Here is a 25,146-nt window from a genome sequence, read left to right on the forward strand (position 1 = left end):
GAGGCCGTGACGTTACGTGCAAACCGTTGCCAGTTCGTGTCCATGGCCAGGAGGTGCGTCCATCAGGCAGCCTCCCGGGGCGGGCTTTTCACGCAAGCTTCCGACGCTGCTTTTGCAAGTGGCTGATTCCATGGATTTTCACGCAACGTTGATGCTTGGCTGAACGACCCTATATCGGGCGGAGCGCTGGGCAGCCTGTCGTTATCGGTGGAGTGCCTGGTCGGAATGCACCTTTTCATCAAGGCAGGACCCCATGGCACGCAAGAAGTCGCTTGAGCTGTATCGCAACATCGGCATCATCGCGCACATCGATGCCGGCAAGACCACCACGACCGAGCGCATCCTGTATTACACCGGCAAGAAGCATCAGATCGTCGACGTGCACGACACGAAGGATGGCAAGGGTTCGACCACCACCGACTATCTGGAACAGGAACGCAAGCGCGGCATCACCATCCAGTCCGCGGCCGTGTCCACCGAGTGGAAGGGTCACCAGATCAATTTGATCGATACGCCGGGACACGTCGATTTCACCATCGAGGTGAATCGCAGCCTGCGCGTGCTCGATGGCGCGGTGGTGGTATTCGACGGCGTGGCGGGCGTTGAGCCGCAGACCGAAACGAACTGGCGCCTGGCCGACCAGTACAACGTGCCGCGCCTGTGCTACGTCAACAAGATGGATCGCACCGGCGCGAACTTCGAGCACTGCGTGAAGGGCATCCGCGAGCGCCTTGGCGCCAGCGTGCTGCTTTGCCAGGTGCCGCTGGGCAGCCATGACGAATTCGTCGGCATGGCCGACCTGGTCGCTGGCGTAGCCTACCTGTGGAAGGGCGACGACAAGGACAGCCCCTGGGATACCGTGCCCCTCAACGAAGTGGCCAGCCGCGTGAAGTTCAGCACGGCGGCCGACCAGGCGTGGGTGGACAACCTGGAAAAACTGCGCCACGAAACGCTGGAATACGCCCTGGCGATGGACGACGCCGCGTTTGATCGCCTGATCGAAACCGGCGAGTTCGATCCTGAGATGTTGAAGGAGTGCATCCGCAAGGGTTGCGTGTCCGGCAAGCTGGTGCCGGTGTTCTGCGGCTCCTCCTATCGCAACAAGGGCGTGCAGCAGCTGCTGGATGCGGTGATCGACTATATGCCGTACCCCGGCGAGAACGGCGGCATCGCGCTGGTCGATGAGGACGGCCATGTCACCGGCGAGCAGGGCGTGATCGATGATGCGCCGGCGCGTGCGCTGGCCTTCAAGGTGATCAACGACCAGTTCGGCACGCTCACCTTCTGCCGCATCTATTCCGGCGTGATCAAGAAGGGCGACACCTTGCAGAACGTCACCCGGGGCAAGAAGGAACGCATCGGCCGCATCGTCGAGGTGCAGGCCAACGCGACCAAGGAAATCGATGAGGTGCGCGCCGGCGACATCTGCGCGTTCGTGTCATTGAAGGAAACCGAGACGGGCGACTCCTTGTCCGATCCGGCGCATCCGGCCTTGCTCGAGCGCATGCGCTTCCCCGATCCGGTGATCAGCGTGTCGGTGGAGCCCAAGACCCGTAACGACATCGACAAGATGTCCGCGGCGCTCTACAAGATGGTGAAGGCCGACCCGTCGCTGCGCCTGGAGATGGACAAGGAAACCGGCCAGACCGTGCTCAAGGGCATGGGCGAGCTGCACCTGGAAGTGACCATCGACCGCATGCGTACCGAGCTGGGCGTTGACGCGATCATGGGCAAGCCCAAGGTGAGCTTCCGCGAGGCGTTCGGCCGCACGCTGGAACACACCTATACGCACAAGAAGCAGTCCGGTGGTTCGGGTCAGTTCGCCGAAGTCACCATGATCTTCGAGCCGCAGGAGTCGGGCACCGGTGTGGTGTTCTCCGATGAAATCGTCGGTGGCCGCGTGCCGCGCGAGTACATTCCCGCGGTGGAACATGCCGTCAACGTGGAGTCGCGCGAGGGACAGATCGCCGGCTACGAGGTGGTGGACTTCAAGGCGCGCCTGATCGACGGCAAGTTCCATGATGTCGATTCGTCCGCGCTGGCGTTCGAAATCGCCACGCGGCAGTGCTTCCGCGAAGCGCAGCGGCTGAGCAAGCCCAAGCTGCTGGAGCCGGTGATGCGGCTTGAAGTGGTGACCGAGGCCGACTACCTGGGCGACGTCATCGGCGACATCAACCGTCGTCGCGGCACCGTGAGCGACCAGGGGCAGAAGGGCACGCAGGCTTTCGTGCAGGGCTTTGTGCCGCTGGCGGAGATGTTTGGCTATATCAACTTCCTGCGCTCGGCCACGCGTGGCCGCGGCACCTTCACCATGGAGTTCGACCACTACGAGGAAGTGCCCGCCAACCTGGTGGACACCTTGATGGAAAAAGAGTCGAAGTAAGCGGCTCGCCCGTCACGCCGTGCAGCGTACTTCGCTCACGGCGTGACCGGCCGCTTGATGCCGTGCTCGATTTCACCGCCCATCGTTTTTGGGGCAGCTCTGATGCGGAGCAAGCTGGCGCGTTGAATGCTTTCCCGTGGTGTTCTGCTGGTCGCGTGGTATGGCTTGCGCGAGCGGGCGATGCTGGCCCGACCACTCCCGGCCCTGAATTCCCAAGGACGTTACCCATGCGTATCGGTTCAAGCATCTTTGCCCTGGCTATTGGCTTCGGCGGCGTGTTTTCGCAACCCCTGGCCGCCAGGGAAGCTGCGCCGATGGTGGCGGTGGGTTCGCAATACGACACCACCCATGTCTACGTGGCGCCGGCCGATGTGGGTGCGTTTGCCGACAGTTTTCTCGCCACCTTCGGCGGCCAGAGCACGAGACAAGGTGTGGCCACCGTGACACCGACGCCCAGCAGCACCAGTACCCAGCTGCTGCAGACGCCGGTGGGCACGGTGTCGTTGTTCGGCTTCCGCACACCGATCCCGCATCCGTTCGGCGCTGAGCGTACCGGCTATCTGGTGACCGACCTGGACGTGGCGGTCAAGGCCGCGCGGGCGGCGGGTGCCGACGTGATCGTGCAGATCTTTCCCGATCCCATCGGCCGCGACGCGGTGATCCAGTGGCCAGGTGGCGTGAACATGCAGCTGTACTGGCATACCACGCCGCCGAACTACGCGCCGCTCCAGACGGTTCCGGAAAATCGCGTGTACGTGTCGCCGGATCGCGTCGACGCCTTTGTCAAAAGCTTCGTGACGTTCTCGCACGGCAAGGTCGTTTCCGATGAAGCGAAGGCGCCCGGTGCGGAGATCGGTCGTGCGGGCGACACGTACCGCCGCGTCCGCATCGAATCCACCTTTGGCAAGTTGGTGGTGTTGGTGAGCGACGGCCACTTGCCGTATCCCTACGGGCACGAGACGACGGGTTACGAAGTGAGCAGCTTGTCCGACACGCTGGCCAAGGCCAGGGCGCACGGCGCGAAAGTCCTGGTCGAGCCGTTCACCAGCGAAGGTCGCGCGTCGTCAATCGTGCAATTTCCTGGCGGCTATGTGGCCGAGATCCACGCCGCCAGTCATTGAAGTGATCAGCCGAACGCCGCGGGCGCCATGGCCGCGCCGGCCTTTGGCGGCCGGTCGTGCTTTAGTGCCGGCGGCGACATCGAAATGACATTTGCCGGTCCATACTCTAAGAGATGCCCTGATCCTTGCCATAGGCATGGATAGGGGCCTCCCAAGAGCCAACAGCGGAGTAATCTCGATGAGCAAGACTAGCAAGGCCAAGGGCGACACCGCGGCCGTCAAGACCCGTCAGAAGGCAGCGCTCAATACGCCTTCGGCACTGGGCGACAAGGCGACCCGCGACATCTCCGGCGAACTCAATGCACTGCTGGCCGACGTCCTGGCCCTGTACCTGAAGACCAAGAACTTCCACTGGCACATGTCCGGCCCGTACTTCCGCGACTACCACCTGCTGCTGGACGAACAGTCGGACCAGATCTACGCCACCGTGGATCCCATCGCCGAACGCGTGCGCAAACTGGGCGGTACCACGCTGCGTTCGCTGGGCCATGCCAAGCGGCTGGCCCGCCTGTCCGACAACGACGCGGACTTCGTGACGCCGGACGACATGCTGGCCGAACTGCGCGAGGACAACCAGCGCCTCGCCGGCTATATGCGCGCCACGCATGAGTTGTGCGACGAGTACAAGGACGTGGCCACGGCCAGCCTGCTGGAGAACTGGATCGACGAGGCCGAGCGCCGCGTGTGGTTCCTGTTCGAAACCAGTCGGCACGCCTGATTACCCGGAGGCCCGTGGCTGGCGAGGCATCGCCGGTCACGGGCATCGCACAGGCTTGCCCCGCGGGGTCGACGTTCGGTGCCGGCCAGGTTGCCTATGCATCCGGTTGCCCTGTGCCGTGGAGGAGTGCGCCATGCCGCGTCGAGAAAAAACTTCAAGCGATCAAGCTGGCGATCGTCGATCGGATAGCCACGCCAAAGGCCTCGCCCGCAGCGAAGCCGAATCGCACAGTCAGGACCTGCAGGATGAGGCGCTGGAGGAGACGTTTCCCGCCAGCGATCCGGTGTCGCCGTTTATCCCGGCCCGGCCACACAAACATCACTGAAGAGCATGCGGCCTCGGGCGGCGCAGCTATCGAAGCAGCCCGCTGGTCAATGCCCGCGCCGAATCCATTGCTCCCAGATCGTAGGCCTGGCGCACGGTCGTTTTGGGCGTGCAATCCCAGGTTGAAACGGGAATGCGTTGACTGGGCTGCCAATAGCTCCGTCCCTGCCAGCGGAACATCGGCGGCAGTTTCGGATAGTGGCGCGTGAGCATCACCAGCGTGTTCGATCGCTCCGCTTCGGTCTGGTGAGGAATCGGGGCGTTATCCGTATAGCCGCCGTCTATCGCCATCGCGCCCCCGACCGGACGGGCGGACATGATGGGCGGCGCCGAGGCCGCCGCAATCAGCAGGGCCTGGGCTGTGTCGATGTCGGAGCAATCGTTCAGCACCATGAAATCCTGGCGCAGCCCCAAGACGCGGGGGAGTCGCGGATGGATGCTGTTCCACAGGTATTTGTCGACGAGATAGGCCAGTGTGCCCGCCGCGACGGATCCCCGCATGCCCAGGAATCGCGCCGGCCGAGTAAGGGCCACGACCAGGCGCGAGGACGAATGACGCAAGGTGTCGAACGTCGCTTCGTTCAAGAAGGCATCGACCCAGGCGGGATACACGTGCTGGTGGGCAAATTTCAGCTTGAGTTTCGGCAGGGCAGACCAGTCGAAGATCCTAGGATTGCTCGCGTAGAGCTTCAGGCAGGTATGCAGTGCCGTATCGGCACCTTCGGCAAGAAACGAGGCGGCTACCGCAGCACCCGCACTGGTGCCGACCAGTTGCGCCGGCAGGCGCAGGCCGCGCTCCATCAAATGCCTCAGCGCGCCCGACTGCCACCAGCATCGATTGCCGCCGCCCGCCAGGACGAGCGTGCCCATCGTGCTGAAGTCGAGTTCGCGAATTTCGTCCACTTTGCCGAGCATACGTTCGCACTCCTGGGTAAGGTCTTGTTCCATGTGCGCATGGCGCAAGCTTCCATGGGGGCGAACAGCCCGGCCGCAATGCTGCGATCGTGCATTGGGCCGGACGCGGGCGAAGGTGAGGGCATCCTCCGACGCCGTCTGATGGAACTTCAGGCAACCCCGCGCCAACGCACCACCATGCCCACACTCTTGGTCACGGCGCTGGACAGCAGGCGCAGATCCAGCGGCATGGCCGGCCGGCGCACATCCAGCAGCAGCGCCACCCGCGTGTGCTCGCTGCGGTTCCACACCTCGTGCGGATAGGTGTCGTCCCATAGCAGGTGTTCGCCATTGCCCAGGCGATGCTCATCCCCGGCCAGCCACAGCACGGCGCTGGGGCGGCCGTCGTCGGCGAGCGGCGCCTCCAGGTTCAACTGATAACGCAGGATGCCGCGGAACGGCCCGGAATGCCGCGGTATGTGCTTGTGCGGCGCCAGGAAGGACAGGGTGGCCGACAGCACGTCCGGGCAGGCGGCCAACAACTGTGTCAGCAAGGGGCAGTGCGCCTGGTTGGACGCGATGTCCTGCCCGTACACCTTGAGCAGGAACATGCGCCAGTCGCGCCCGTCGTTCGCCGAGATGTCCGCCTGGGTGGGCATGATCTCGTGGAAGCGCGGAATCGGCTGGGCGCTGTCGAGTATCGCCAGCGCCTCGCGACGGAGCCCTTCCCAGTGGTCGCGAAAGCGATGTCCATCGGGAAAGTAGGTGCCGATATCCAGCACCGGCGGGGTGTTGATGCGAGCGTCATAGAGACGGCGGATGGCCCGCGATGACAGCTCATAGAGCGAATCCATCTTCGGCTTTTCCTTCTTCTTCTACTCGGTGGGTTCACTCACCCCCGGCACCGCCAGGCCGCGTCCTCCGGCGGCCTGCGCTTGCACGGTAGCGACAGGAATCTCCTTGTCATGTGAACGCACGAGGCGGGCTCGCGCCGACAGCCACAAGCGGCGATTGCAGATGAACTAAGCCTCCTTTCTTGCTGTTTTTTCGTAGGATTTTTCTTGTATTTTATGTGACGTCACGTAAAATAGGCGCAAAAAGGAGGAGGTGCCATGGTTGACCCCCGAGATCCGGGCACGCTTGCGTTGCCCTTGGCGTTCAAGCGGCCACGCGGCCGTCCGCGCAAGCCCAATGCGCTGACGGCGGCGGAGCGTGCGCGGCGTTATCGAGCGAGAAAGAAAACCTTGTCGATGCACGCGGTATCACTCGTCGTGCATCACGAGGTGGTGCGAGAGCGTGACCTTGCTTTGTCACAGGTCCGTCAGTTGCGCGCCGAGCTGGAGCACTTGCTGCAACAGCTGCGCGAATAGCAGCGCGTTCGTTACGCGCTGATCAGCACACCGCGTCCATCGCCGGGACGCGGTGTGCTTGCGCGTCTACGCCTTGAGCGCAGCCTTCAGCGCGTCGGCTTGCTGCGGAAACCACGGGCCGTTCGTTTCCAATACTTCAGCGGCCACCTTGTTGGCCTCGTCATCGCGATGCAGGGCCTTCAGCGCCTTCACGCGCTGCAAGGCGACGGCGAGGCGGTTGGCGCCGTACGCCTTGTCGGCGGCTTGCGCGAGATACGGCAGCGCCTGCGCCGGCTTGCCGGTTTCCACCAGGTTGCGGCCATAGCGATAGGCGTAGACGTAATCGTCGGGATAGGCGGCAATCAGCTGGTGCTGGTAGTCGTCCAGTTCGGCGCTGCGCTTGGCGCGCAGCAGGTAGATGCGCAGGTTGTCGGCCAGGTTGCGGTCGCTGGCGAGGTTGGTGCCCAGGCGTTGGCGTGTCTGCGTGATGGCACGATCGAGGATGGCCGCCGCTGCGTCGTGCTCGCCGAGTGCTTCGTCGAGCTGGACGCTGGTGAGCACGGCACTGCGTTGGTCCGCACAGGCCGGCTTGGCGATGAGCACCTGCGTGTTGACGTACTGGTCGAGCGGCTTGCGTTGCGCAGCCAGCAGCGACTTGCGTTCGGTGGCTGGGAGTTTGTCGGTGGCCTCGAACAGGTTCTCCAGCACGTAAGGACGCTGGCAGCCGATATCTTGAGCGAGCACCTTCTGGGCGTTTGCGATGACGGCAGCGTTGTCGTCGGCGACCAGGGCCTTGGCAAGCGCGAGCTGGTCGAGCGCCAGGCCGACGCGCTGGTTCGCGCGTGCGCTCTGCTGCTGGCTCGCAGGCAGGCTGGCGAACCAGCTCAAACCGTCGCTGCCTTCGGCGCGGGCCTGATAAGCCTCCAGCACGTTGGCGACATCGCCGGGCGCGCCCTTGGCCGCCTTTTGCTTGAGCCCTTCCAGCGTGTTGCCGGTAGCGAGGATGGCGTTGATCTTCGGGTAGAACGATGCGCGCGGTTGTTCCGCCGAGATGCGCCCCAGCTCGTTGCCGTGCTCGTCGAGTACCACATAACTGGGCAGGAAGGATGCATGGAGTTTCTTCATCCATGTCTGGCCGTCCGGCGAATCGGCATCGGCCTCAATCACGATCGCCTTGCGCTGTACGGCATCCCATTCCGGTCCGTTCAACACATGGCTCGCCATGTAGTAGCAGGAGTAGCACCACACGGCCTGGAAATCGACCAGCACCGGACGATGCTGTTGGGCCGAGGCCTTGAGCGCTTCGTCGATGGTCGGTGGCGTCCTGGCTTCCGCGGCGTGCAGGTCAACGGCAGGCAGGGCGACCAGCAGCGCGGCGGCGAGCAGCGAGATCTTCGAACGGCGGAGTGCGTTGGGCATGGTGGCGTGTCCCGGGTTCGCGGATGAGTGAAGAGGGTGGGAGGAGGCGGCCTTGCGTACCGCTCCTCCCGACGCAGGCACGAGGGGTTGCCTGCATCAAGTCGGCATCGTCAGTAGTCGTAGGTGGCGCTCAGGCGCACATAACGCGGTTGCTGGCGAACCACGGCCGAGCCGTACAGTGGATCAGGCGTGCCTGGCGAAATCTGGTAGTACGGATAGGCGTTGAGGATGGCCTGCGAATTGAACAGGTTGAACACGTTGAGCGAGAAACCCAGCTTTTGCGCGGCAAACGCCGGGCGATAAGTGGCGCCCACGTCCAGCTGCTTGTTCCAGGGCAGGCGATGCGTGCCTGGCGGCGAAGGCTGGCCGCCGCACCAGTGGTAGTAGCTGCCATAACCGTTCGGATCGGTCTGCGCGGGACCGTAATAGCCCAGGCAGTTGCGCGGATTGCCGGAAACCAGCGACAGATTGCCCGACACCTGCCACTCGGGACTGATCTGGTAGTAGCCGAACAGCTTGAGCTGGTGCGTGTGGTCGTTGCTCTGCGCGCCGTTGCTGTAGGACATCAGCGAAGGGAAATCCCAGTCGATGCTGGTGGACGCCGCCGTCTGCTTGATGTCCGAGCGCAGCTGACCTTCGGTATCGCCGTAGCTGCGCGAGAACACATAGTCGATCTTGCCGTACCAGTGGCCATCGAACGGATGCTCTAGGAAGGTTTCCAGCGCGTAGTACTTGCGCTTGAGCGGTGGGAAGCCCATCTCGTCGTTGGTCAGCGACACGCTGCGGTACGCGCCGGTGTCGTCGATCACCGTGAAGGTGTTGGCGCGGCCCGGATTGATCAGGTAGCAGCTGTTGGTGGCGCTGACCGTATAGCCCAGTTGCGCGGCTTTGTTCTCGATGGTCGGCACGTCGCAGTAGTCGTCGATGCCGTTGCGTAGGATGCGCTGGGTCAGCTTGGCGCCATACACCCATTGCGTGCCCAGCGTCTTGGTGAAGCCGAGGATGAATTCGTCCTGGTATTCGGGCTTGATGTTCTGCGCCGTCACCGTCTTGGGATCGGGCAGCACGCCATAGGTATTGTTCGATGAGACCGGATTGGAGAACGGCACCAGGCCAGTCGGCGTGCCGTCGGCCGCAATGCCGCTATAGGTGAAGTACTGCTGCGTGGCCACGTACGCGCCGGCGGCATTGAGCGCCGGGTTGAGCGGCAGGCCCAGGTAATAGCGCCCCGCATTGCCGTACACCTTGAAGCTCGCGTCGCCGTTCACGTCCCAGCTGAAGCCCAGTCGCGGCGCCCACTGCGCACTGCGCTGACGGATATAGGCATCGCCATCCGCGTTGTAGTCGGTGAACTGGTCGTTGCGCAGACCCAGCGACAGCAGCCAGCGATCGGTCAGCTGCCACTTGTCTTCGATGTATTGCGCGCGCTGCGCCGAGCGCACGCTGGCGATCGAGCTGTTGACGTACTGGATCGCGTAGTAGCCCGATGCGCCGTTCGGATAGCTTGCAGGCGCGCCCACGCCCAGGCTGGGAATCAAGGCCGCGTTCGGCGTGGTGGTATACGCATAGCCCCAGTAGTAGCCCGGCCCCGAGGTCTGGCTGCCCTGGTCGATCGCGCGCGAGTTCTGGTTGTCGATGCCCGCCGAAAGCGTATGCGAGCCGAGCTGGTAGCTCAGGTCGATGCGCAGGTTGTTGCTGGTGTTGTGGCGGTTGGGGCTGTACAGCGACTGCGTTACCTGGCTGTTGCCGACGGGATTGCCACCGATGTACGACGGGTTCTGGTTCTGGATGTCCGTTACGTAGGTGAGGCTGCTGTCGTAGTTGCCGGGCACGTCGTAATTCATCGTCTTCATCCGGCCGTACATGGCGGAGAAGGTGAGGGCGTCGGTGATATAGCTGGTGAACTTGGCGGTGTAGAGGTCGCCGCCGGTCTTGATGCGGTCGTCGAGGTTGATGAAGTCGCCGCGCGACAGCGTGCTGTAGTTGTAGTCGTAGATCGAACCGGAGGTCTCGTATTTGTTGGAGGCGCCGGTGATCTCCAGGATATTGCTGTCGGTGATGTTCCAGTCGAGCTTGGCGTACCACTTCGGCGAGTCGTACTTGTAGTTGACGTACGGCTTGGCGTTGGTGACGTCATTCACCGTGGTGCCTTCCTGCCGCGAGGCTTCGGCAGCCAGGAACAGGAACAGCTTGTCCTTGATCAGCGGGCCGCCGAGGTAGGCATCGTAGGTGGTGGTCCACTGGCGATTGCGGCTGTTCGGATCGTACAAGCCGCCCGCCACCGGCGATGCCGGCAGGCCGTTGGTGTAATACGTGTTGGTGCCATCGGCCTGTGCGAAGGCGGGTTGCCACAACACCGCGCCACCGAAGTGCCATTCGTTGCTGCCGCGCTTGCCCACCATGTTGATCACGCCGCCGTCGGAGCGTCCGTACTGCGCGCTGTAGCCGCCGGTGTAGATTTCCTGCTGCTCGATGGCGCCGTATGGCAGCGTGAGTCCGCCGAGCCCGCGTTGCGGTTCGGTGGTGTTGAATCCGTTGATGTAATACGCGTTCTCGCTGGCCGCCGAGCCGCCGAAGGTCACCAGCGACTGGCCGGTGGGGCCGGTGTAGCCACCGCTGTTGCCGGTGACGCCGGGTGCGAGCAGGGCAATCGATTCCGCCGAGCGACCCAGCGGCAGGCGCGCAAGCTCATCGGCCGTGATGACGGTGCGCGAATCGATGGTGGTCACGTCGATCGACGGCGCGGCGTTGGCCGATACGCTGACGGTACCCAGTTCTTTTGCCGCCACTGGTTCGAACGACACTTCGATGCCGGCACCCACGCGTAGCGTGATGTCGTTGCGCGTGTCCACCACCTTGCCATCGTGCAGCAGCGACACGGTGTAGGTACCCAACGGCAACTCTGTGGCGCTGTAGCGGCCACGGCTGTCGATATTCACCGTGCGGGTGATACCGGTGCTGCTCTTGATCAGCACCGCTTCGCCGCGACTGGCAGGCACCTGGCCAACGATACTGCCGGTGGTGGACTGGGCGAACGCCGGCGCGCTGGCCAGCGTCAACACGGTGAGCAATGCCGCCGCGAGCGGGCGTCGTGAAACGGGGACGTGCTTGTTCAAAGTCGGTTCTCGAGTGTTCCGGGAAACGGGTGCCGATGCCGCGCGCATCCTTGGCGCAACGGGAACGCGTCCCGCTCGGCATCAGCATTCGGAGTAGGGCCCCTTGGCCAGGCATGGGGAAGCCTGGCGCCTCGTCGTCATCGCTGCCTTGTGGCGCCGATGACGATGGGTGTGGGGCTATGAAAACCCGAGTTTTGAACGATTGAAAGAGTCCGACAGATGAGCATTTCTCATGTCGGCATCACGCATGGTTATAAGCCGCGCCATGACTGGGCTGCGGCCGTGGTCAGCACAAACGGACGGCCAAAAAAAGCCCGGCCCTGTGCGCCGGGAGGGGGATCGGCAACACAGAACCGGGCTTTGGAACTGCTTCGTCAGGCGGCGACGGTTTCTTTTTCCGTCACTTCCACCGGCAGGCGGATCAGGTAATCAAAGGCACTCAGCGAGGCCTTGGAGCCTTCGCCCATGGCGATGACGATCTGCTTGTACGGCACCGTGGTGACGTCGCCGGCGGCAAACACGCCGGGCACCGAGGTCTCGCCGCGGGCGTCGACTTCGATTTCGTTGCGCGGCGACAGCGCGATGGTGCCCTTGAGCCAGTCGGTGTTGGGCAGCAAGCCGATCTGCACGAACACGCCTTCGAGCGCCACCGAGTGAGGCTGGCCGCTGGTGCGGTCGGTGTAGTTGAGGCCGGTCACCTTCTGGCCATCACCGGTCACTTCGGTGGTCTGCGCGCTGACGATGATGTCGACGTTGGGCAGGCTGCGCAGCTTGCGCTGCAGGACTTCGTCCGCGCGCAGCTTGCTGTCGAATTCGAGCAGGGTGACGTGACCGACGATGCCGGCCAGGTCAATCGCCGCTTCCACGCCGGAATTGCCGCCGCCGATCACCGCCACGCGCTTGCCCTTGAACAACGGGCCATCGCAGTGCGGGCAATAGGTGACGCCCTTGTTGCGGTAATCCTGCTCGCCCGGCACGTTCATGTTGCGCCAGCGGGCGCCGGTGGAAAGGATCACCGTCTTGGCCTTGAGCAAGGCGCCGTTGGCGAGGCGCACCTGATGCAGCCCACCCTCGGTGGTGGCCGGGATCAACTGCTCGGCGCGCTGCAGGTTCATCACGTCCACGTCGTATTCGTGCACGTGCTGCTCCAGCGAGGCCGCCAGTTTCGGGCCTTCGGTATACGGCACCGAGATGAAGTTTTCGATCGCCATGGTGTCCAGCACCTGGCCGCCGAAGCGCTCGGCGGCGACGCCGGTGCGGATGCCCTTGCGGGCAGCGTAGATGGCCGCGGCAGCGCCGGCCGGGCCGCCGCCGACCACCAGCACGTCGAACGGCGCCTTGTTGCTCAGGCGTTCGGCGGTGCGTGCATGCGCATTGGTATCCAGGCGCGCGGCGATCTGTTCGATCTCCATGCGGCCGGTGTCGAAGAATTCACCGTTGAGATAAACGGTGGGGACGGCCATCACTTGGCGCTCGTTCACTTCGTCCTGGAACAGCGCGCCGTCAATCGCCACATGCGAGATGTTGGGATTGAGCACGCTCATCAGGTTCAAAGCCTGCACCGTGTCCGGGCAGCTGTGGCACGAGAGCGACATGAAGGTCTCGAAGCGGTACTGACCGTCGAGGTTGCGTACCTGCTCGATGACTTCCTGCGAGGCCTTGGACGGATGGCCGCCGACCTGCAGCAGGGCGAGCACCAGGGAGGTGAACTCGTGGCCCATCGGGATGCCGGCGAAGCGCACGCCCACGTCGGTGCCGGTGCGGTTGATCGCGAACGACGGCTTGCGCGCATCGGTGCCGTCCAGGCGCAGCGTAATCTTGCCCGACAGCGGCGCGATGTCTTCCAGCAGTGCCTTGAGCTCCTGCGAGGACTCACCTTGATCAAGCGATGCAACCAGCTCGATCGGATGAACGACGTTCTCGAGGTAGGCCTGCAGCTGGGACTTCAGATCGGCATCCAACATGGTGATTCCATCCTTTATTCGGGGTGAGCGCTGCTGGCACCGCGGCTTTTGCCGGGCGTTGCGTGCGTCTTGGAACTTGGGGAAAAAGGACCCGGCGGGGTGCCGGGTCCAAGGCGGCCCGATGCAGCAGGCCGCAAGATAGGACGTTGTTGTCGTACTTAGATCTTGCCGACCAGGCTCAGCGACGGCTTCAGCGTCTTGTCGCCTTCCTGCCACTTGGCCGGGCACACTTCACCCGGGTGGGCGGCGACGTACTGCGCGGCCTTGACCTTGCGCAGCAGCTCGGAAGCCGAGCGGCCGATGCCGTTGTCGTGGATTTCGCACAGCTTGATCTGGCCTTCCGGGTTGATCAGGAAGGTGCCGCGAAGCGCCAGGCCTTCTTCTTCGATCATCACGTCGAAGTTGCGGGTGATCGCGCCGGTCGGATCGCCGATCATGGTGTACTGCACCTTGCCGATCGCGTCGGAGGTGTCGTGCCATGCCTTGTGGGCGAAGTGGGTATCGGTCGAGACCGCATAGATGTCGACGCCCAGCTTCTGGAACTGATCATTGTGATCGGCCAGATCTTCCAGCTCCGTCGGGCAGACGAAGGTGAAGTCGGCGGGATAGAACACCACCACGGACCACTTGCCCTTCAGCGTGGCATCGGTCACTTCAATGAACTGGCCATTCTTGTAGGCCTGTGCCTTGAACGGCTTGATTTCGGTATTGATCAACGACATCGGTTGTTTTCCGTTGGTTGTGGTGGATGAGTAGCAAGACTACGGGGTTTGACACCATAGGTCTAATTGATTGTTGGCATCATAGTCATTGAGCTTGGCTATGAACACGTGGCCTGGGCGCTCATTCTAGCCAGCCCATGACCCCTGGACCCCGGTGGGAAGTGGTGGCAGGCGTGTCCGTTGCAAGGGCAGCGCGGCGATGCGTCGCCGATGTCGCGATGGGCGACTCACTTCACGCTGCGGCGAGTGTACGGCGAGGTTCGAAGTCGGACACGTGAACTAGCGTTGGCGATCGCGAAAAGCGCGCGGCCGTTAGCAGGCGTCTTGTGATTGTCTTGTGATTATTCGCCGATACGTTCCGATGTTTTTCATGAAACGCGCCACTGCGAAAAAGCATCACTAAGCAGGATTGACTTCCACTGCCGGAAACTTGTACCAAGACACTGACGGTCCAGCGATTCGACAGCCAGATCCGTCTCGCGTGTCGAATCGTCTGGTCGCGTGCAGGCATCTCTTCACTTGGCAACGGTGGCTGTGATGGTGGCATTGGCGACGGAGTATGTGCTGGAAGTTCATCACTGGAACGACAGCCTTTTCAGTTTCCGTACGACGCGAGACCCGGGTTTTCGATTCGATAGTGGTCATTTCGTGATGCTTGGGCTGGAAGTGGAAGGCAAGCCGCTGCTGCGGGCGTATTCCATCGCCAGCGCCAACTACGAGGAACATCTGGAGTTCGTCAGCATCAAGGTGTCCGACGGGCCGCTCACTTCGCGGCTGCAGCACCTCAAGCCGGGCGATCCCATCATGGTGAGCCGCAAACCCACCGGCACGCTGGTGCTGAACGATCTGAAGCCGGGCAAGCATCTGTACCTGCTGGGTACGGGCACCGGCCTGGCGCCCTTTCTGAGCATCGTGCGCGATCCGGAAACCTACGAGCGCTTTGACCGGGTCGTGCTGGCGCATGGCGTGCGCCGCATCAGCGACCTGGTGTTCGCCCAGTACCTGGAGCAGGAGCTGCCCTCGCACACGTATCTGGGCGATCTGGTTCGCGAGAAGCTGGTTTATTACCCCAGCGTCACGCGCGAACCGTTTCGCCATCGCGGGCGTCTCACCGATGCGATCGTGGATGAACGCATGAGCGATTTCGCGGGCCTGCCGCCGCTTAATCCGGTCACCGACCGGGTGATGCTGTGCGGCAGCCAGGCGATGCTGGATGACACCAGCGCGTTGTTGGATGGTCGCGGTTTCCAGGCTTCGCCGCGTACGCGCGAGCCGGGCGATTACGTGATCGAGCGTGCCTTCGTCGAAAGGTGAATGCAGGCGGGCAGGATGCATGATGGCGAGGTCGTTGCCTGGCGCATCGCGTTCGGGATGGCGGCGTCGCTCCGTGAATGTGTTGATGCGGTGATGTTGTCGGGTTGGCCACGGTAGGCATAAGTACTGAAACGTCCAGATAGAGACTCCGGCAGCCCCGAGGAGAGTCCGTCGTGTACGATTTGCTACGCACTATCGATTCACCGGCGCAACTGCGCGAGCTGGACATGCCGGCGCTACACCGGCTGGCCGGCGAGTTGCGGTCCTTCATTCTGGAAAGCGTGTCGCGCACCGGCGGACATCTGTCCTCCAATCTTGGCAGCGTGGAACTCACCATTGCGCTGCACTACGTGTTCGACACGCCCAGCGATCGCCTGGTGTGGGATGTCGGGCACCAGTCCTATCCGCACAAGATTCTTACCGGCCGTCGCGAAGCGATGGGCGGCATCCGGCAGTGGGGCGGCATCTCCGGCTTTCCGCGGCGTACCGAGTCCAGCTACGACACGTTTGGCACGGCGCATTCGAGCACCTCCATCTCCGCTGCGCTGGGCATGGCGCACGCCGCGCGCATCCTGGGCGAGCAGCGCCACAGCATCGCGGTGATCGGCGATGGCGCGCTCAGCGCGGGCATGGCGTTCGAGGCCATGAACAATGCGGGCGTGTCGGAGGACTCGCCGCTGCTGGTGGTGCTCAACGACAACGACATGTCGATCTCGCCGCCGGTCGGCGCCTTGCGCTATTGCTTCGGTCGGCTGATTTCCAGCCGCTTCTACCAGCAGGCGCGCCAGGGTGTGCATTACGCGCTGCGGCCGATTCCTCCGATCAGCCATCTGGCCTCGCGGCTGGAATCGCAGATGAAGGGCATGGTGGTGCCCGCTCCGTTGTTTGAGGAATTCGGTTTCAACTACACCGGCCCCATCGATGGCCACGATCTGGACGTGCTGATCCCCGCGCTGCAGAACCTAAAGAAGCTGCGCGGTCCGCAGTTCCTGCACGTGATCACGCAGAAGGGCCATGGCTACAAGTTGGCCGAGGCCGATCCGATCCAGTACCACGGTCCGGGCAAGTTTGATCCCAAGGTAGGCCTGGTGTCGGCGGCCAAGGCTGCGCGCAAGAGCTATACGCAGGTGTTTTCCGAATGGCTGTGCGACGAGGCGGCGCAGGATCCGCGCATCGTCGGCATCACGCCGGCCATGCGCGAAGGCTCCGGCCTGGTGGAGTTTGAGAAACGCTTTCCCGAGCGCTATTTCGACGTGGCCATTGCCGAGCAGCATGCGGTGACCTTTGCGGCGGGCCTGGCCACCGAGGGCCTGCGACCGGTGGTGGCGATCTATTCCACTTTCCTGCAACGCGGTTACGACCAGTTGATCCATGACGTGGCGCTGCAGAATCTGCCGGTGACCTTTGCCATCGACCGCGCAGGCATCGTCGGCGCCGATGGCGCCACCCATATGGGCGCGTTCGACCTGGCTTATCTGCGCTGTGTGCCGAATATGGTGGTGATGGCGGCGTCCGATGAAAACGAATGCCGGCAGATGCTGCATACGGCGGTCCAGCACGACGGGCCGGCCGCGGTCCGCTATCCGCGCGGCACGGGTCCGGGCGCGGTCATCGAAGCCGAGATGACGGTGTTGCCGATCGGCAAGGGCGAAGTGCGCCGCCATACGGCACGCACCGCCGGTTCGCGTGTGGCGATCCTGGCCTTTGGCTCCATGCTGCCGCCCAGCCTCGCCGCGGCCGAAGCGCTGGACGCCACGGTCGCCAATATGCGTTTCGTCAAGCCGCTGGACGAGGCGCTGATACGCCAGCTGGCGCAGACGCACGATGCGCTGGTCACGGTGGAAGAGGGATGCGTGCTGGGCGGGGCCGGCTCGGCCTGCCTGGAATATCTGTCCGATGCCGGCTTCAGCGTGCCGATGCTGCGCCTGGGCTTGCCCGATGAATTCATCGAGCACGGCGACCCGGCGGGATTGCTCAACCATTACGGCCTGGATGCGGACGGCATTCGTGCGTCCATCCAGCGTTTCACCGACAAGGTGTTGTCGGTCAAGCCCAGTTGCAGCGTGGCGCGAGAGGCGCGTTCCTGATGAAGTCGCACGCGCCCAGCCAGCGGCTGTACCGGAGACCATGTGATGAGTAGGCAGCGCCTGGCCATCCTCGGTTCCACCGGTTCCATCGGTACCAGCACGCTGGACGTGGCGGCGCGTCATCCGGATCGCTTCCGCGTGTTTGCGCTGACCGCCCATCAGCGCGTGGATCGTCTGTTCGAGCAATGCCTGGCGTTTCTACCCGAGGTGGCGGTGGTCGGTGATGCCGACGGTGCTGCCGAGCTTGAACAGAAACTGCGTGCGGCGCGGCTATCGACCACCGTTGCGTACGGGCCGCAGGCCTTGGTCGATGTCGCCAGCGCGTCGGCTTGCGACACGGTGGTGGCGGCCATCGTCGGCGGCGCCGGCCTGGCCTCCTCGCTGGCGGCAGCGCGCGCTGGAAAAAAGATACTGCTGGCCAACAAGGAAGCCCTGGTGATGTCCGGCGCGCTGTTCATGCGCACCGTGGCGCAGCACGGTGCCACGCTGTTGCCGCTGGACAGCGAGCACAACGCGATCTTCCAGTGCCTGAGCACCAACGCGTGCAAGGGCGGCGGCGCGGAACGCATCATTCTCACCGCGTCGGGCGGGCCCTTCCTGCAGCGCGAACTGAACACGCTGGACGAGGTCACGCCTGACCAGGCATGCAAGCATCCGAACTGGGTGATGGGGCGCAAGATTTCGGTCGACTCAGCCACGATGATGAACAAGGGCCTGGAAGTCATCGAAGCCCGCTGGCTGTTCGATCTGCCGCCCGAGCGGATCGAAGTGCTGATCCATCCGCAGAGCGTGATTCATTCCATGGTGGCGTATGCGGACCAGTCGGTGCTCGCGCAGCTGGGCAATCCGGATATGCGCACGCCGATTGCCCATGCCATGGCCTATCCCGAGCGCATCGATTCGGGCGTGGCCGCGCTCGACCTCACGCGCATGGCCAACTTGAGTTTTCATGCACCTGATCTGGATCGGTTCCCGTGCCTGCGTCTTGGGTTGCAGGTGCTGCGCGACGGTTGCACGGCCAGCGTCACCTTGAACGCCGCCAACGAGATCGCCGTCGATGCGTTCCTGCATGGGCAGATTCGCTTTACCGATATTCCCCGCGTGATCGAACGGACGCTGGCTCAGCTGCCGGCGTTGGGGGTCTCCGCGACGTTGGAAGACATACTCGCCGGTGACGAGCTTGCCCGCGCCACGGCGCGACAGCTCGTGTCAAAGCTGCCGGCCACGCCGCCCGCGGTCGTGGCGATTCATTGATGTGATGTGGAGAAGTATCCGTGAGTGAAGCCGTTCAACTAAGGACTGTTGCGCCCAGCCCTGCCACTGATGTGGAGCCGTTGGATTCGTGGATGCCGCGGATCGTGCAGCGCACCGAGCAGGCGCTGGAGCGGTACCTGCCTGCGGCCGATATCGAGCCCGCGACACTGCATGAGGCCATGCGTTACGCCACGCTGGGCGGCGGCAAGCGCTTGCGTGCGCTGTTGTGCCATGCCGCCGGCGAGCTGGTGGGCGCCGAGCTGGACACGCTCGATGGCGCAGCGAGCGCGATCGAGATGATTCACGCGTATTCGCTGGTGCACGACGACCTGCCTGCGATGGACAACGACCTCCTGCGCCGCGGCCTGCCCACCGTGCATGTGCGCTACGGCGAGGCGATGGCGATTCTCGTCGGCGATGGTCTGCAGGCGCAGGCGTTTGCGGTGATTGGCGAGCTGCCGGCGACGGCTGCCCAGAAGGTCGCTCTGCTGAAGGAGTTGGCGAGCGCGAGCAGTTCGCAGGGCATGGTCGGCGGGCAGGCGATCGATCTGGCCAGCGTGGGCCTGGTGCTGGCGCGCGAGCAGCTGGAGCGGATGCATCGACTCAAGACCGGCGCCGTGCTGCGCGCGTCGATCTTCATGGGCGCGCACGCCGGGCCATCGACGATGTCGCCGGAGCTGCATGCCGCGCTGGACCAGTATCAGCGCGCGGTAGGGCTCGCCTTCCAGGTGGTCGACGACATACTCGATGTGACCACCGATGCGGCGACCTTGGGCAAGACACCCGGCAAGGACGCGCAGGACAACAAACCCACCTATGTATCGCTATTGGGCCTCGATGCCTCGCGGGCGCTGGCCGAGGAACTTGGCGAGCGTGCGCGCATCGCCTTGCTGCCGCTGGGTGAGCGTGCGGCGCACCTGCTGGGGCTGGCCGACGCGGTGGTGCATCGCATCCGTTGATGACGCGCGAGGTGATCAGGCCTCGCGATACCACAGCAAGATCACGCCGATCAGGATGAAGCACGCAGGCCACACGTAGCCGGCGATGCGTCCGCCGCGTCCAGGCAGGCGTATTTCGAGCCAGCGTGCCCAGCCGGCGGTGACGCCGGCGAGCGCGAGCGGCGTGTGGGTCAATTCGATCAGCAGCTGGTCCTTCACGTTGGAAATCTGATGGCTGTGGGTCAGCAGCATCGCGCCGCCCACCGCGACCAGCAGCGGAAAGACCAGGGCGGCGCGCTCGCTCTTCCAACGCCCCGTGCGCACTGCCCATTCGAACGCGCCGAACAGCAGGATCAACACCACGAAGAAGCGGTGCTGGGCCACTTCCACGTCGCGCCATGCGGCCCACCAGCCGGTCTGTCCCAGTGGCCACACTTCCGGATCGGAACGCACCAGCAGAAAGCCGGCCATGGCCAGGAACAGCAGCGGCCAATGTCGCGCCCAGCGCACGCCGGCGCTGGCGAGCAAGGCCAGCAAACCGATCAGGCACACGAAGATGCCTGCCCAGTGATGGTTGTATTCCGACCAGGCGATGTCCTGGGCATTGCGCGGCGGCAGGATGCCCGAGCCGGGCAGGGTCGCCGCTTCCGCCTCGTGGTTGTCGCGTTTTGCGTCGCGATCGAGCGTCGCCTGCAATTGCGAAATGGCCAGCGTGGCGTGATCGGGCGAGTCGAGCAGTGGCCACGCCGGTGCGTTGCGCTCGGCGATTTCATGCAGGCTCACGCGGTCGGTGGTCAGGTCCACGGCAGGCGGGACGGAAGTGAGCGACGCCGCGGCAAAGAAGATCGTGAAGCCGATGCCGATCTCCACCTCGGCAAAGCGACGCAGCCGGATCACCGATGCATCCTGCCGCTTGCGCAAGCGCTCGGTAACCAGCAGATTGCCAAGCCCCAGACCGAGCAGGCCGACGAACATGGCGATCTTGGCGCCCACCATCACACCGTAAGCGGTGCCGTAAAAGCCCTGCATGTCGCCCACGTAGTACACCCACATGGTGATGCCCGACACCAGGATGCAGGCCACGCCCAGCATGGCCATGCGCGAGAAGCCGGAGCCGACACGCCGCAGTCCCTCCGCGTCGGCCAACTGCTTCAGCACCAGCACGAAGCTGGGTATCGCGCCGATCCAGATGGCGGCACCGAATTGATGCAAGCCTTCCACCAGCAACAGCAGTGCGTTGTTCTGCAGGCGCGCATAGGCATGGGTGGTCATGGTGGCGGCGCCCAGTTCGATCAGGCCAACCAGCATGAGCAGCCATCGCCCGTAGGGCTGCGCCAGGATGGATGGCCTGAGGCCCAGGGCGATGACCAGCGCGCACAGCATCTTGACGCTGGCGGCCACCGCGAACGACGCCTGCATGACGTTGCCGAAGGGGAGCTCGACCGTGGCCATCAGCACGGAAACCTGCAGCGTCGTCGTCGCCAGTTCACATAGCAGCAGCGCCCACGCGCTCCAGCGCGCCATGTGCGCGACACGCTGTTCGAGCTGCTCGCCTTGCGCGAGTTGCGCAGCCAGCGGATGCAGCAGGAAAACCAGGAACAGCAGGCCGCCCAGCATCATGGACTGGGCGACGATCACCAGGCCATGCAGGATGATGCTCAGGTAGCCGAAGATATCGACAAGGAGAGCCACGGAAATGCCGTTGGTCAGCGTTGAACGGGAATGTCCTCAGGGTGTTGCCGTCACGGAAAACGGCAGTTCGCCGCGCGTGATATGTCCATCCAGCGCCAGTGCCTGCCAGCGCACGACATACGCACCGGCTTTCACCTCAGCCACGGCGTCCAGTTCATTGGGCTTGCTGTCGTTGGCCGCGATGGCGAGCGGCGTTTCACTTTTGTCCGGGCCGATCAGCACCAGGCGCGAGCGCGTCTGATCGATCTTGCTGTTGTAGCTCAAGCTCAGCGCCAGGTGGCCGACGGGCACGTGGCCGTGCGCCTTGGGCGTGCTGTCGACCAGGATGGCATGGGCGTGTGCGTTGATGCTCAACAGCAGGGCAAGTCCAGCAATGAGAATGCGACGGCTAGGCAACATGCATCGACTCCGGCGATGAAGACTCAGGTCATGATTGGCTGAAGGGCTGCTTGCACTGCCCCACGGAGTAGAGCATCGCGGGCAGGAAGGCGAAGGTGGACAGCAGCACGGCGAGCAGGCTCAGCAGCAGCACCGTGCCCATGCTGGCCGTGCCCGGATGGCGCGCGATGGCGAGGCTGCCGAAGGCTGTGCCTGTGGTGAGCGCAGAGAACAGGATGGCGCGCGCGGTGGGCGAGCCCAGGAACAGCTGCATGCCCTGGCGCCAGTTCATCACGAAGTACACGTTGAACGAGACGCCCACGCCCAGCAGCAAGGGCAGGGCAATGATGTTGGCGAAGTTGATGGAGATGCCGCACAGACGCGCCAGCAACGCGGTGAGCAGGGCCGACATCAGCAGGGTGGCGAGCACCATGCCGGCGTCACGCACGCGATGCAGCACCAGGATCAGCACGATGGCGATGGCCAGGGTGGCGTAGATCGCAGCTTCGCGGAAGGCGATCAGGATGGTGTCGGCCGCCTTGATCGTATCCACCGCGGAGCCTGCCGCATCCGGCGCGATCTGCTGCACTGCCTGCACGAAACGACGCAGGCCCATGGTGCTCTGCGCCTTCACCGTGGGCGTCACCTGCACGCGCACGCGTCCATCGGGAGCGAACCAGTCGCGCTTGAGTTCATCCGGCAGGCTCTGCATGGTGATGGGCGTGGCCGACAGCGAGTCGGCCAGCTGGTTGAGCGTGTACGGCAGGAATTGAGTCAGCGCCTGATTGGCCGTGGCCATCTGCTGGTCGGTGCCATGGGCCAGGCCGGCCAGGGCCTGGCCGATGCGTCGCAACGGCGAATTCGCCGCCAATTTGTCGGCCACGCTGGCGATGCCTTCGCTGGTGTCCTTGGCCGCCTGGCGCATCTCGTCATAACTGGGCGGCGCGGTTTTTTCGCCGGGATTGAGCACGGCGTACATCAGGTCGGAGGCCTGCTGCAGTTGATCGAGCTTGTCCTGCTGTCCCGTGGGCACGAAGTCCACGCCGGACACCACTTGCGCCACTTCCGGCAGCTTGCCCAGCCGTTCGCTCAGCGCCTTGGCGGTGGCCAGGTCCTTGACCAGGATGTCCATGGTGAACGGGTTGGTGTTGGGATCTTCCATCAAGGAAGTGAGCGTGCGCATGGCCTCGCTGCGGGCATTTTTCGTGTGCAGCGGGTTGGCGTCGAACGGGATGGTGATCGCGCACCAGACGCCGATCGCGCCGAGCACGCCGAATGTCACGAGCACCGCTTTGCGGTTGCGCTGCAGCCAGCCATCGGCAGCGACGCCGCCGGGCAGCGCCACTTCCGCATGCGGCGAGCCCTTGGACAACAGCCTCAGCAGCGCGGGTAGTACGGTGAGCGTGCACAGCAGGGCCAGCAGCATGCCCACGCCGGCGATGATGCCGAGCTCGGCGACGCCGGTGAAATCGGTGGGCGCAAACGCCAGAAAACCGCAGGCCGTGGCGAGCGCCGCAAGGCCCACCTGGCTGACCACGCGATGGGCGGTTTCATGCAGCGAATCGTCGAAGGTTCGATCGCTGTACTGGCGCGCGTGCAGGCGCACGCCGAACTGGATGCCGAAATCCACGGCCAGGCCGACAAACAGCACCGCGAATGCCACCGACACCAGGTTGAGGCGACCCACGGCGAACGCGGCAAATCCCAGTGTATAGATCAGGCCGACGATCAAGGTGATGATGACCGGCACGATCAATCGCCAGGTGCCCAGCGCCAGCACCAGCCAGAACACCAGCAACAGGCTGCTGCCGATGGCGATGGGGCCGGCGCGATCGGTCAGTGAGGCAAATTCTTCGTCGGCCAGCGGCACCGAGCCGGTGTAGTTGATGTGCACGCGACCGGATTTCACTTCGGGCAATTCGTCGGCCAGGCGCAGCATCGCCTGCGTCGCGGCGCTGCCCGGTTCCAGAGCGGTGTGATCGAGCACGGGATGGATCAGGATGAACTCCTGTCCGCCGCTGCTGCTCACTAGGTCAGGCGTCAGCAGCGCCTGCCAGGAGAGCGGCGCGTTCTTGCCGGCCAGCGCGTCCTCCATGGTTTGCGCCACGTTGCCGAGCGCAGCGTCATACGAGGACAGATCGTTGGCCAGGCCGCGACGCACGCCTTCCACCATCAGGTCGATGCCGTTGAACAGGCCGCGCGCCGAGGTGTCCTTGGCCAAGGGGCCGAGCAGCGGCTGGGCCTGCAGCATGCTGTCCAGCGTGCTTTCCAGTTCGTCCTGTGGCAGCAGCAGGAGTCCTTCGCGATTGAAGAACGGGCTGATGCCCGGCGTCGAGGACGAGTGGAAGTGCTGCTTGTCGGCCTGCAGCTTGACGTTGAGAGCCTGCGCGACGATGCGTGCTTCTTCCGGCGTGGGTGCACGCACCACGGCGGTGAGGGTGTCGCTGAATTGCGGAAACTGGCGTGCGAAGGCGCGGCTCTGCTGGCGCCACGCCAGCTTTTCCGAAAACAGATGGTCTGCATCGGTGTCGATGCTCAGGTAGCGGGATGCGCCCCACAGGCTCAGCACCGCCAGCAGCACTGCCAACAGCAACACGATGAGATGGTATCGACCGCTGCGGTCGACCATCCATACCAGGCCTTTGTGGATCGCTCTGAACACGCCGTCGGACCTCCAGGCTTTGATGCCGCCGGCCGCACGTCGAGGCCAGGCCTGACATCCGAATACAAGTTTCCAGATTAGCAGGGCTGGGGCACGTTACGTCCCAGTTCGAGGCCGGCCGCATCGGCTGCCAGGCGCAGGCTGCGGGTGGCCTTGCCCATGCGCGCGACCAGCCCGGGCAGTTCGGCAAGCAGGTGCGGGTGGCGCAGCAGGATGACGAGCAGGCGTGCCAGGCGCGGTCGTCCCCAGGCGTCGATGCCCGCCTGCAGTTCGAGCGGCAGGTTGTCGTCACGCTCATCGACGATGGCGCGCAACACCACGAAGGGTATGCGGTACTCGCCGGCCACCGCGGCAATCGCGGCGCTTTCCATGTCGACGGCCAGGGCCTGGTGGCGTTCGCGCATCGCGCCTTTTTCCGCAACGCTCAGCAAGGGCATGGGCAGACTCAACAGCGTGCCTTCGTCCGCGCGCGGCAACTGCGTGGTGGCGAGCCGACGGATGATCGATGCGCGCCACACGGGATCGGGCTGATAGTCATGGCTGCGCTCGTCGAGCACGCAGGACGGACAGATCAGCGTGCCGCTGCGCAGGCCAGGGGCAAGTCCACCAGCCACGCCGAACGACACCAGGGCGGTCGCGCCCGACTCGATCAAGCCCAGCGCCGCCTGCCGCGCGGCTTCCTGGCCCATGCCGGAGAGCCACAAGGCGCCGCCATGCTCGAGCGCCAGCGCGGTGCGCACGCGCAGCCGCCGACGCGTCAGCGTGCGCGCCTCCGAAGCAAGCGCTGTCACGATACCCACCGAACCCGGCA

19 protein-coding genes are annotated in these 25,146 nt (G+C 64.2%); 9 read left to right on the forward strand and 10 right to left on the reverse strand.

Going from position 1 to position 25,146, the window contains the following annotated elements; genetic code table 11:
• Window positions 1–253 precede the first annotated feature (253 nt).
• The 4 genes from fusA (at window position 254) to Y882_RS19145 (ending at window position 4,547) form a co-directional block, all read left to right on the forward strand.
• Window positions 254–2,383 (forward strand): elongation factor G, encoded by a 2,130-nt coding sequence (gene fusA, locus Y882_RS05135; protein WP_046970815.1) that lies wholly within the window; start codon window positions 254–256, stop codon window positions 2,381–2,383.
• Between the two features lie 227 nt (window positions 2,384–2,610).
• Window positions 2,611–3,504, forward strand: a complete 894-nt coding sequence (locus tag Y882_RS05140; protein ID WP_046970816.1) for a hypothetical protein — start codon at window positions 2,611–2,613, stop codon at window positions 3,502–3,504.
• A 178-nt stretch (window positions 3,505–3,682) separates the two neighbouring features.
• Window positions 3,683–4,222 (forward strand): Dps family protein, encoded by a 540-nt coding sequence (locus Y882_RS05145; protein ID WP_046970817.1) that lies wholly within the window; start codon window positions 3,683–3,685, stop codon window positions 4,220–4,222.
• A gap of 133 nt (window positions 4,223–4,355) precedes the next feature.
• Window positions 4,356–4,547 (forward strand): hypothetical protein, encoded by a 192-nt coding sequence (locus Y882_RS19145; RefSeq protein WP_082120932.1) that lies wholly within the window; start codon window positions 4,356–4,358, stop codon window positions 4,545–4,547.
• 26 nt (window positions 4,548–4,573) lie between these two features.
• On the opposite strand, the gene Y882_RS05150 is transcribed toward Y882_RS19145, so the two are convergent.
• Together Y882_RS05150 and Y882_RS05155 are read right to left on the reverse strand one after the other, a co-directional pair.
• Window positions 4,574–5,461, reverse strand: a complete 888-nt coding sequence (locus Y882_RS05150; protein ID WP_046970818.1) for a patatin-like phospholipase family protein — start codon at window positions 5,459–5,461, stop codon at window positions 4,574–4,576.
• Window positions 5,462–5,610: 149 nt separating this feature from the next.
• Window positions 5,611–6,294 (reverse strand): aspartyl/asparaginyl beta-hydroxylase domain-containing protein, encoded by a 684-nt coding sequence (locus Y882_RS05155; RefSeq protein WP_046970819.1) that lies wholly within the window; start codon window positions 6,292–6,294, stop codon window positions 5,611–5,613.
• A 258-nt stretch (window positions 6,295–6,552) separates the two neighbouring features.
• Between Y882_RS05155 and Y882_RS05160 the strand changes: the two genes are divergently transcribed.
• Entirely contained in the window at window positions 6,553–6,810 is a 258-nt protein-coding gene (locus tag Y882_RS05160) for a hypothetical protein (RefSeq protein WP_046970820.1), read from the forward strand.
• Between the two features lie 66 nt (window positions 6,811–6,876).
• Here the strand turns inward: Y882_RS05160 and Y882_RS05165 are convergent, their stop codons facing one another.
• The 4 genes from Y882_RS05165 to ahpC all read right to left on the reverse strand — a co-directional run bounded on the left by Y882_RS05165 (window position 6,877) and on the right by ahpC (window position 14,010).
• A complete protein-coding gene (locus Y882_RS05165; protein ID WP_046970821.1) occupies window positions 6,877–8,208 on the reverse strand; it encodes a thioredoxin family protein in 1,332 nt (443 codons plus the stop codon).
• Between the two features lie 110 nt (window positions 8,209–8,318).
• Complete coding sequence (locus Y882_RS05170; protein ID WP_156171323.1) at window positions 8,319–11,372, reverse strand: outer membrane beta-barrel protein; 3,054 nt, start codon at window positions 11,370–11,372, stop codon at window positions 8,319–8,321.
• Window positions 11,373–11,698: 326 nt separating this feature from the next.
• Window positions 11,699–13,288, reverse strand: coding sequence for an alkyl hydroperoxide reductase subunit F (ahpF, locus tag Y882_RS05175; RefSeq protein ID WP_046970823.1), 1,590 nt, complete (start codon window positions 13,286–13,288; stop codon window positions 11,699–11,701).
• Window positions 13,289–13,446: 158 nt separating this feature from the next.
• Window positions 13,447–14,010, reverse strand: coding sequence for an alkyl hydroperoxide reductase subunit C (gene ahpC, locus Y882_RS05180; protein WP_046970824.1), 564 nt, complete (start codon window positions 14,008–14,010; stop codon window positions 13,447–13,449).
• 534 nt (window positions 14,011–14,544) lie between these two features.
• Here ahpC and Y882_RS05185 point away from each other — a divergent pair.
• The 4 genes from Y882_RS05185 (at window position 14,545) to Y882_RS05200 (ending at window position 19,624) form a co-directional block, all read left to right on the forward strand.
• Window positions 14,545–15,324 carry a ferredoxin--NADP reductase gene (locus tag Y882_RS05185; protein ID WP_425479411.1) on the forward strand — a complete coding sequence of 260 codons (780 nt, stop codon included), beginning with the start codon at window positions 14,545–14,547 and terminating at the stop codon, window positions 15,322–15,324.
• Window positions 15,325–15,497: 173 nt separating this feature from the next.
• The gene (dxs, locus tag Y882_RS05190; RefSeq protein ID WP_046970826.1) at window positions 15,498–17,411 is read left to right on the forward strand and encodes a 1-deoxy-D-xylulose-5-phosphate synthase; all 1,914 of its coding nucleotides are present in this window, start codon (window positions 15,498–15,500) and stop codon (window positions 17,409–17,411) included.
• Window positions 17,412–17,456: 45 nt separating this feature from the next.
• Window positions 17,457–18,665 carry a 1-deoxy-D-xylulose-5-phosphate reductoisomerase gene (locus tag Y882_RS05195; protein ID WP_046970827.1) on the forward strand — a complete coding sequence of 403 codons (1,209 nt, stop codon included), beginning with the start codon at window positions 17,457–17,459 and terminating at the stop codon, window positions 18,663–18,665.
• 92 nt (window positions 18,666–18,757) lie between these two features.
• Window positions 18,758–19,624, forward strand: coding sequence for a polyprenyl synthetase family protein (locus tag Y882_RS05200; RefSeq protein ID WP_046970828.1), 867 nt, complete (start codon window positions 18,758–18,760; stop codon window positions 19,622–19,624).
• Between the two features lie 15 nt (window positions 19,625–19,639).
• Here the strand turns inward: Y882_RS05200 and Y882_RS05205 are convergent, their stop codons facing one another.
• From Y882_RS05205 to Y882_RS05220, 4 genes are all read right to left on the reverse strand, one after another.
• Window positions 19,640–21,295: a copper resistance D family protein gene (locus Y882_RS05205; RefSeq protein ID WP_046970829.1), complete on the reverse strand. Its 1,656-nt coding sequence runs from the start codon at window positions 21,293–21,295 to the stop codon at window positions 19,640–19,642.
• Window positions 21,296–21,331: 36 nt separating this feature from the next.
• Window positions 21,332–21,694 carry a copper resistance CopC family protein gene (locus tag Y882_RS05210; RefSeq protein ID WP_046970830.1) on the reverse strand — a complete coding sequence of 121 codons (363 nt, stop codon included), beginning with the start codon at window positions 21,692–21,694 and terminating at the stop codon, window positions 21,332–21,334.
• Window positions 21,695–21,722: 28 nt separating this feature from the next.
• On the reverse strand, window positions 21,723–24,335 hold the full coding sequence (locus Y882_RS05215; protein ID WP_211259120.1) for an MMPL family transporter: 2,613 nt from the start codon (window positions 24,333–24,335) through the stop codon (window positions 21,723–21,725).
• 77 nt (window positions 24,336–24,412) lie between these two features.
• On the reverse strand, window positions 24,413–25,126 hold the full coding sequence (locus Y882_RS05220; protein ID WP_244466235.1) for a phosphorylase family protein: 714 nt from the start codon (window positions 25,124–25,126) through the stop codon (window positions 24,413–24,415).
• Window positions 25,127–25,146 lie beyond the last annotated feature (20 nt).

Source organism: Dyella japonica DSM 16301 (assembly GCF_001010355.1).
In the GTDB taxonomy this organism is placed as follows: Bacteria; Pseudomonadota; Gammaproteobacteria; order Xanthomonadales; family Rhodanobacteraceae; genus Dyella; species Dyella japonica.

Bases quoted from the DNA above. Each gene is read 5' to 3' on its own strand.
- fusA (WP_046970815.1), top strand. From the start codon at position 254: ATGGCACGCAAGAAGTCGCTTGAGCTGTATCGCAACATCGGCATCATC.
- Y882_RS05140 (WP_046970816.1), top strand. From the start codon at position 2,611: ATGCGTATCGGTTCAAGCATCTTTGCCCTGGCTATTGGCTTCGGCGGC.
- Y882_RS05145 (WP_046970817.1), top strand. From the start codon at position 3,683: ATGAGCAAGACTAGCAAGGCCAAGGGCGACACCGCGGCCGTCAAGACC.
- Y882_RS19145 (WP_082120932.1), top strand. From the start codon at position 4,356: ATGCCGCGTCGAGAAAAAACTTCAAGCGATCAAGCTGGCGATCGTCGA.
- Y882_RS05150 (WP_046970818.1), bottom strand. From the start codon at position 5,461: ATGCTCGGCAAAGTGGACGAAATTCGCGAACTCGACTTCAGCACGATG.
- Y882_RS05155 (WP_046970819.1), bottom strand. From the start codon at position 6,294: ATGGATTCGCTCTATGAGCTGTCATCGCGGGCCATCCGCCGTCTCTAT.
- Y882_RS05160 (WP_046970820.1), top strand. From the start codon at position 6,553: ATGGTTGACCCCCGAGATCCGGGCACGCTTGCGTTGCCCTTGGCGTTC.
- Y882_RS05165 (WP_046970821.1), bottom strand. From the start codon at position 8,208: ATGCCCAACGCACTCCGCCGTTCGAAGATCTCGCTGCTCGCCGCCGCG.
- Y882_RS05170 (WP_156171323.1), bottom strand. From the start codon at position 11,372: ATGCGCGCGGCATCGGCACCCGTTTCCCGGAACACTCGAGAACCGACT.
- ahpF (WP_046970823.1), bottom strand. From the start codon at position 13,288: ATGTTGGATGCCGATCTGAAGTCCCAGCTGCAGGCCTACCTCGAGAAC.
- ahpC (WP_046970824.1), bottom strand. From the start codon at position 14,010: ATGTCGTTGATCAATACCGAAATCAAGCCGTTCAAGGCACAGGCCTAC.
- Y882_RS05195 (WP_046970827.1), top strand. From the start codon at position 17,457: ATGAGTAGGCAGCGCCTGGCCATCCTCGGTTCCACCGGTTCCATCGGT.
- Y882_RS05200 (WP_046970828.1), top strand. From the start codon at position 18,758: ATGCCGCGGATCGTGCAGCGCACCGAGCAGGCGCTGGAGCGGTACCTG.
- Y882_RS05210 (WP_046970830.1), bottom strand. From the start codon at position 21,694: ATGTTGCCTAGCCGTCGCATTCTCATTGCTGGACTTGCCCTGCTGTTG.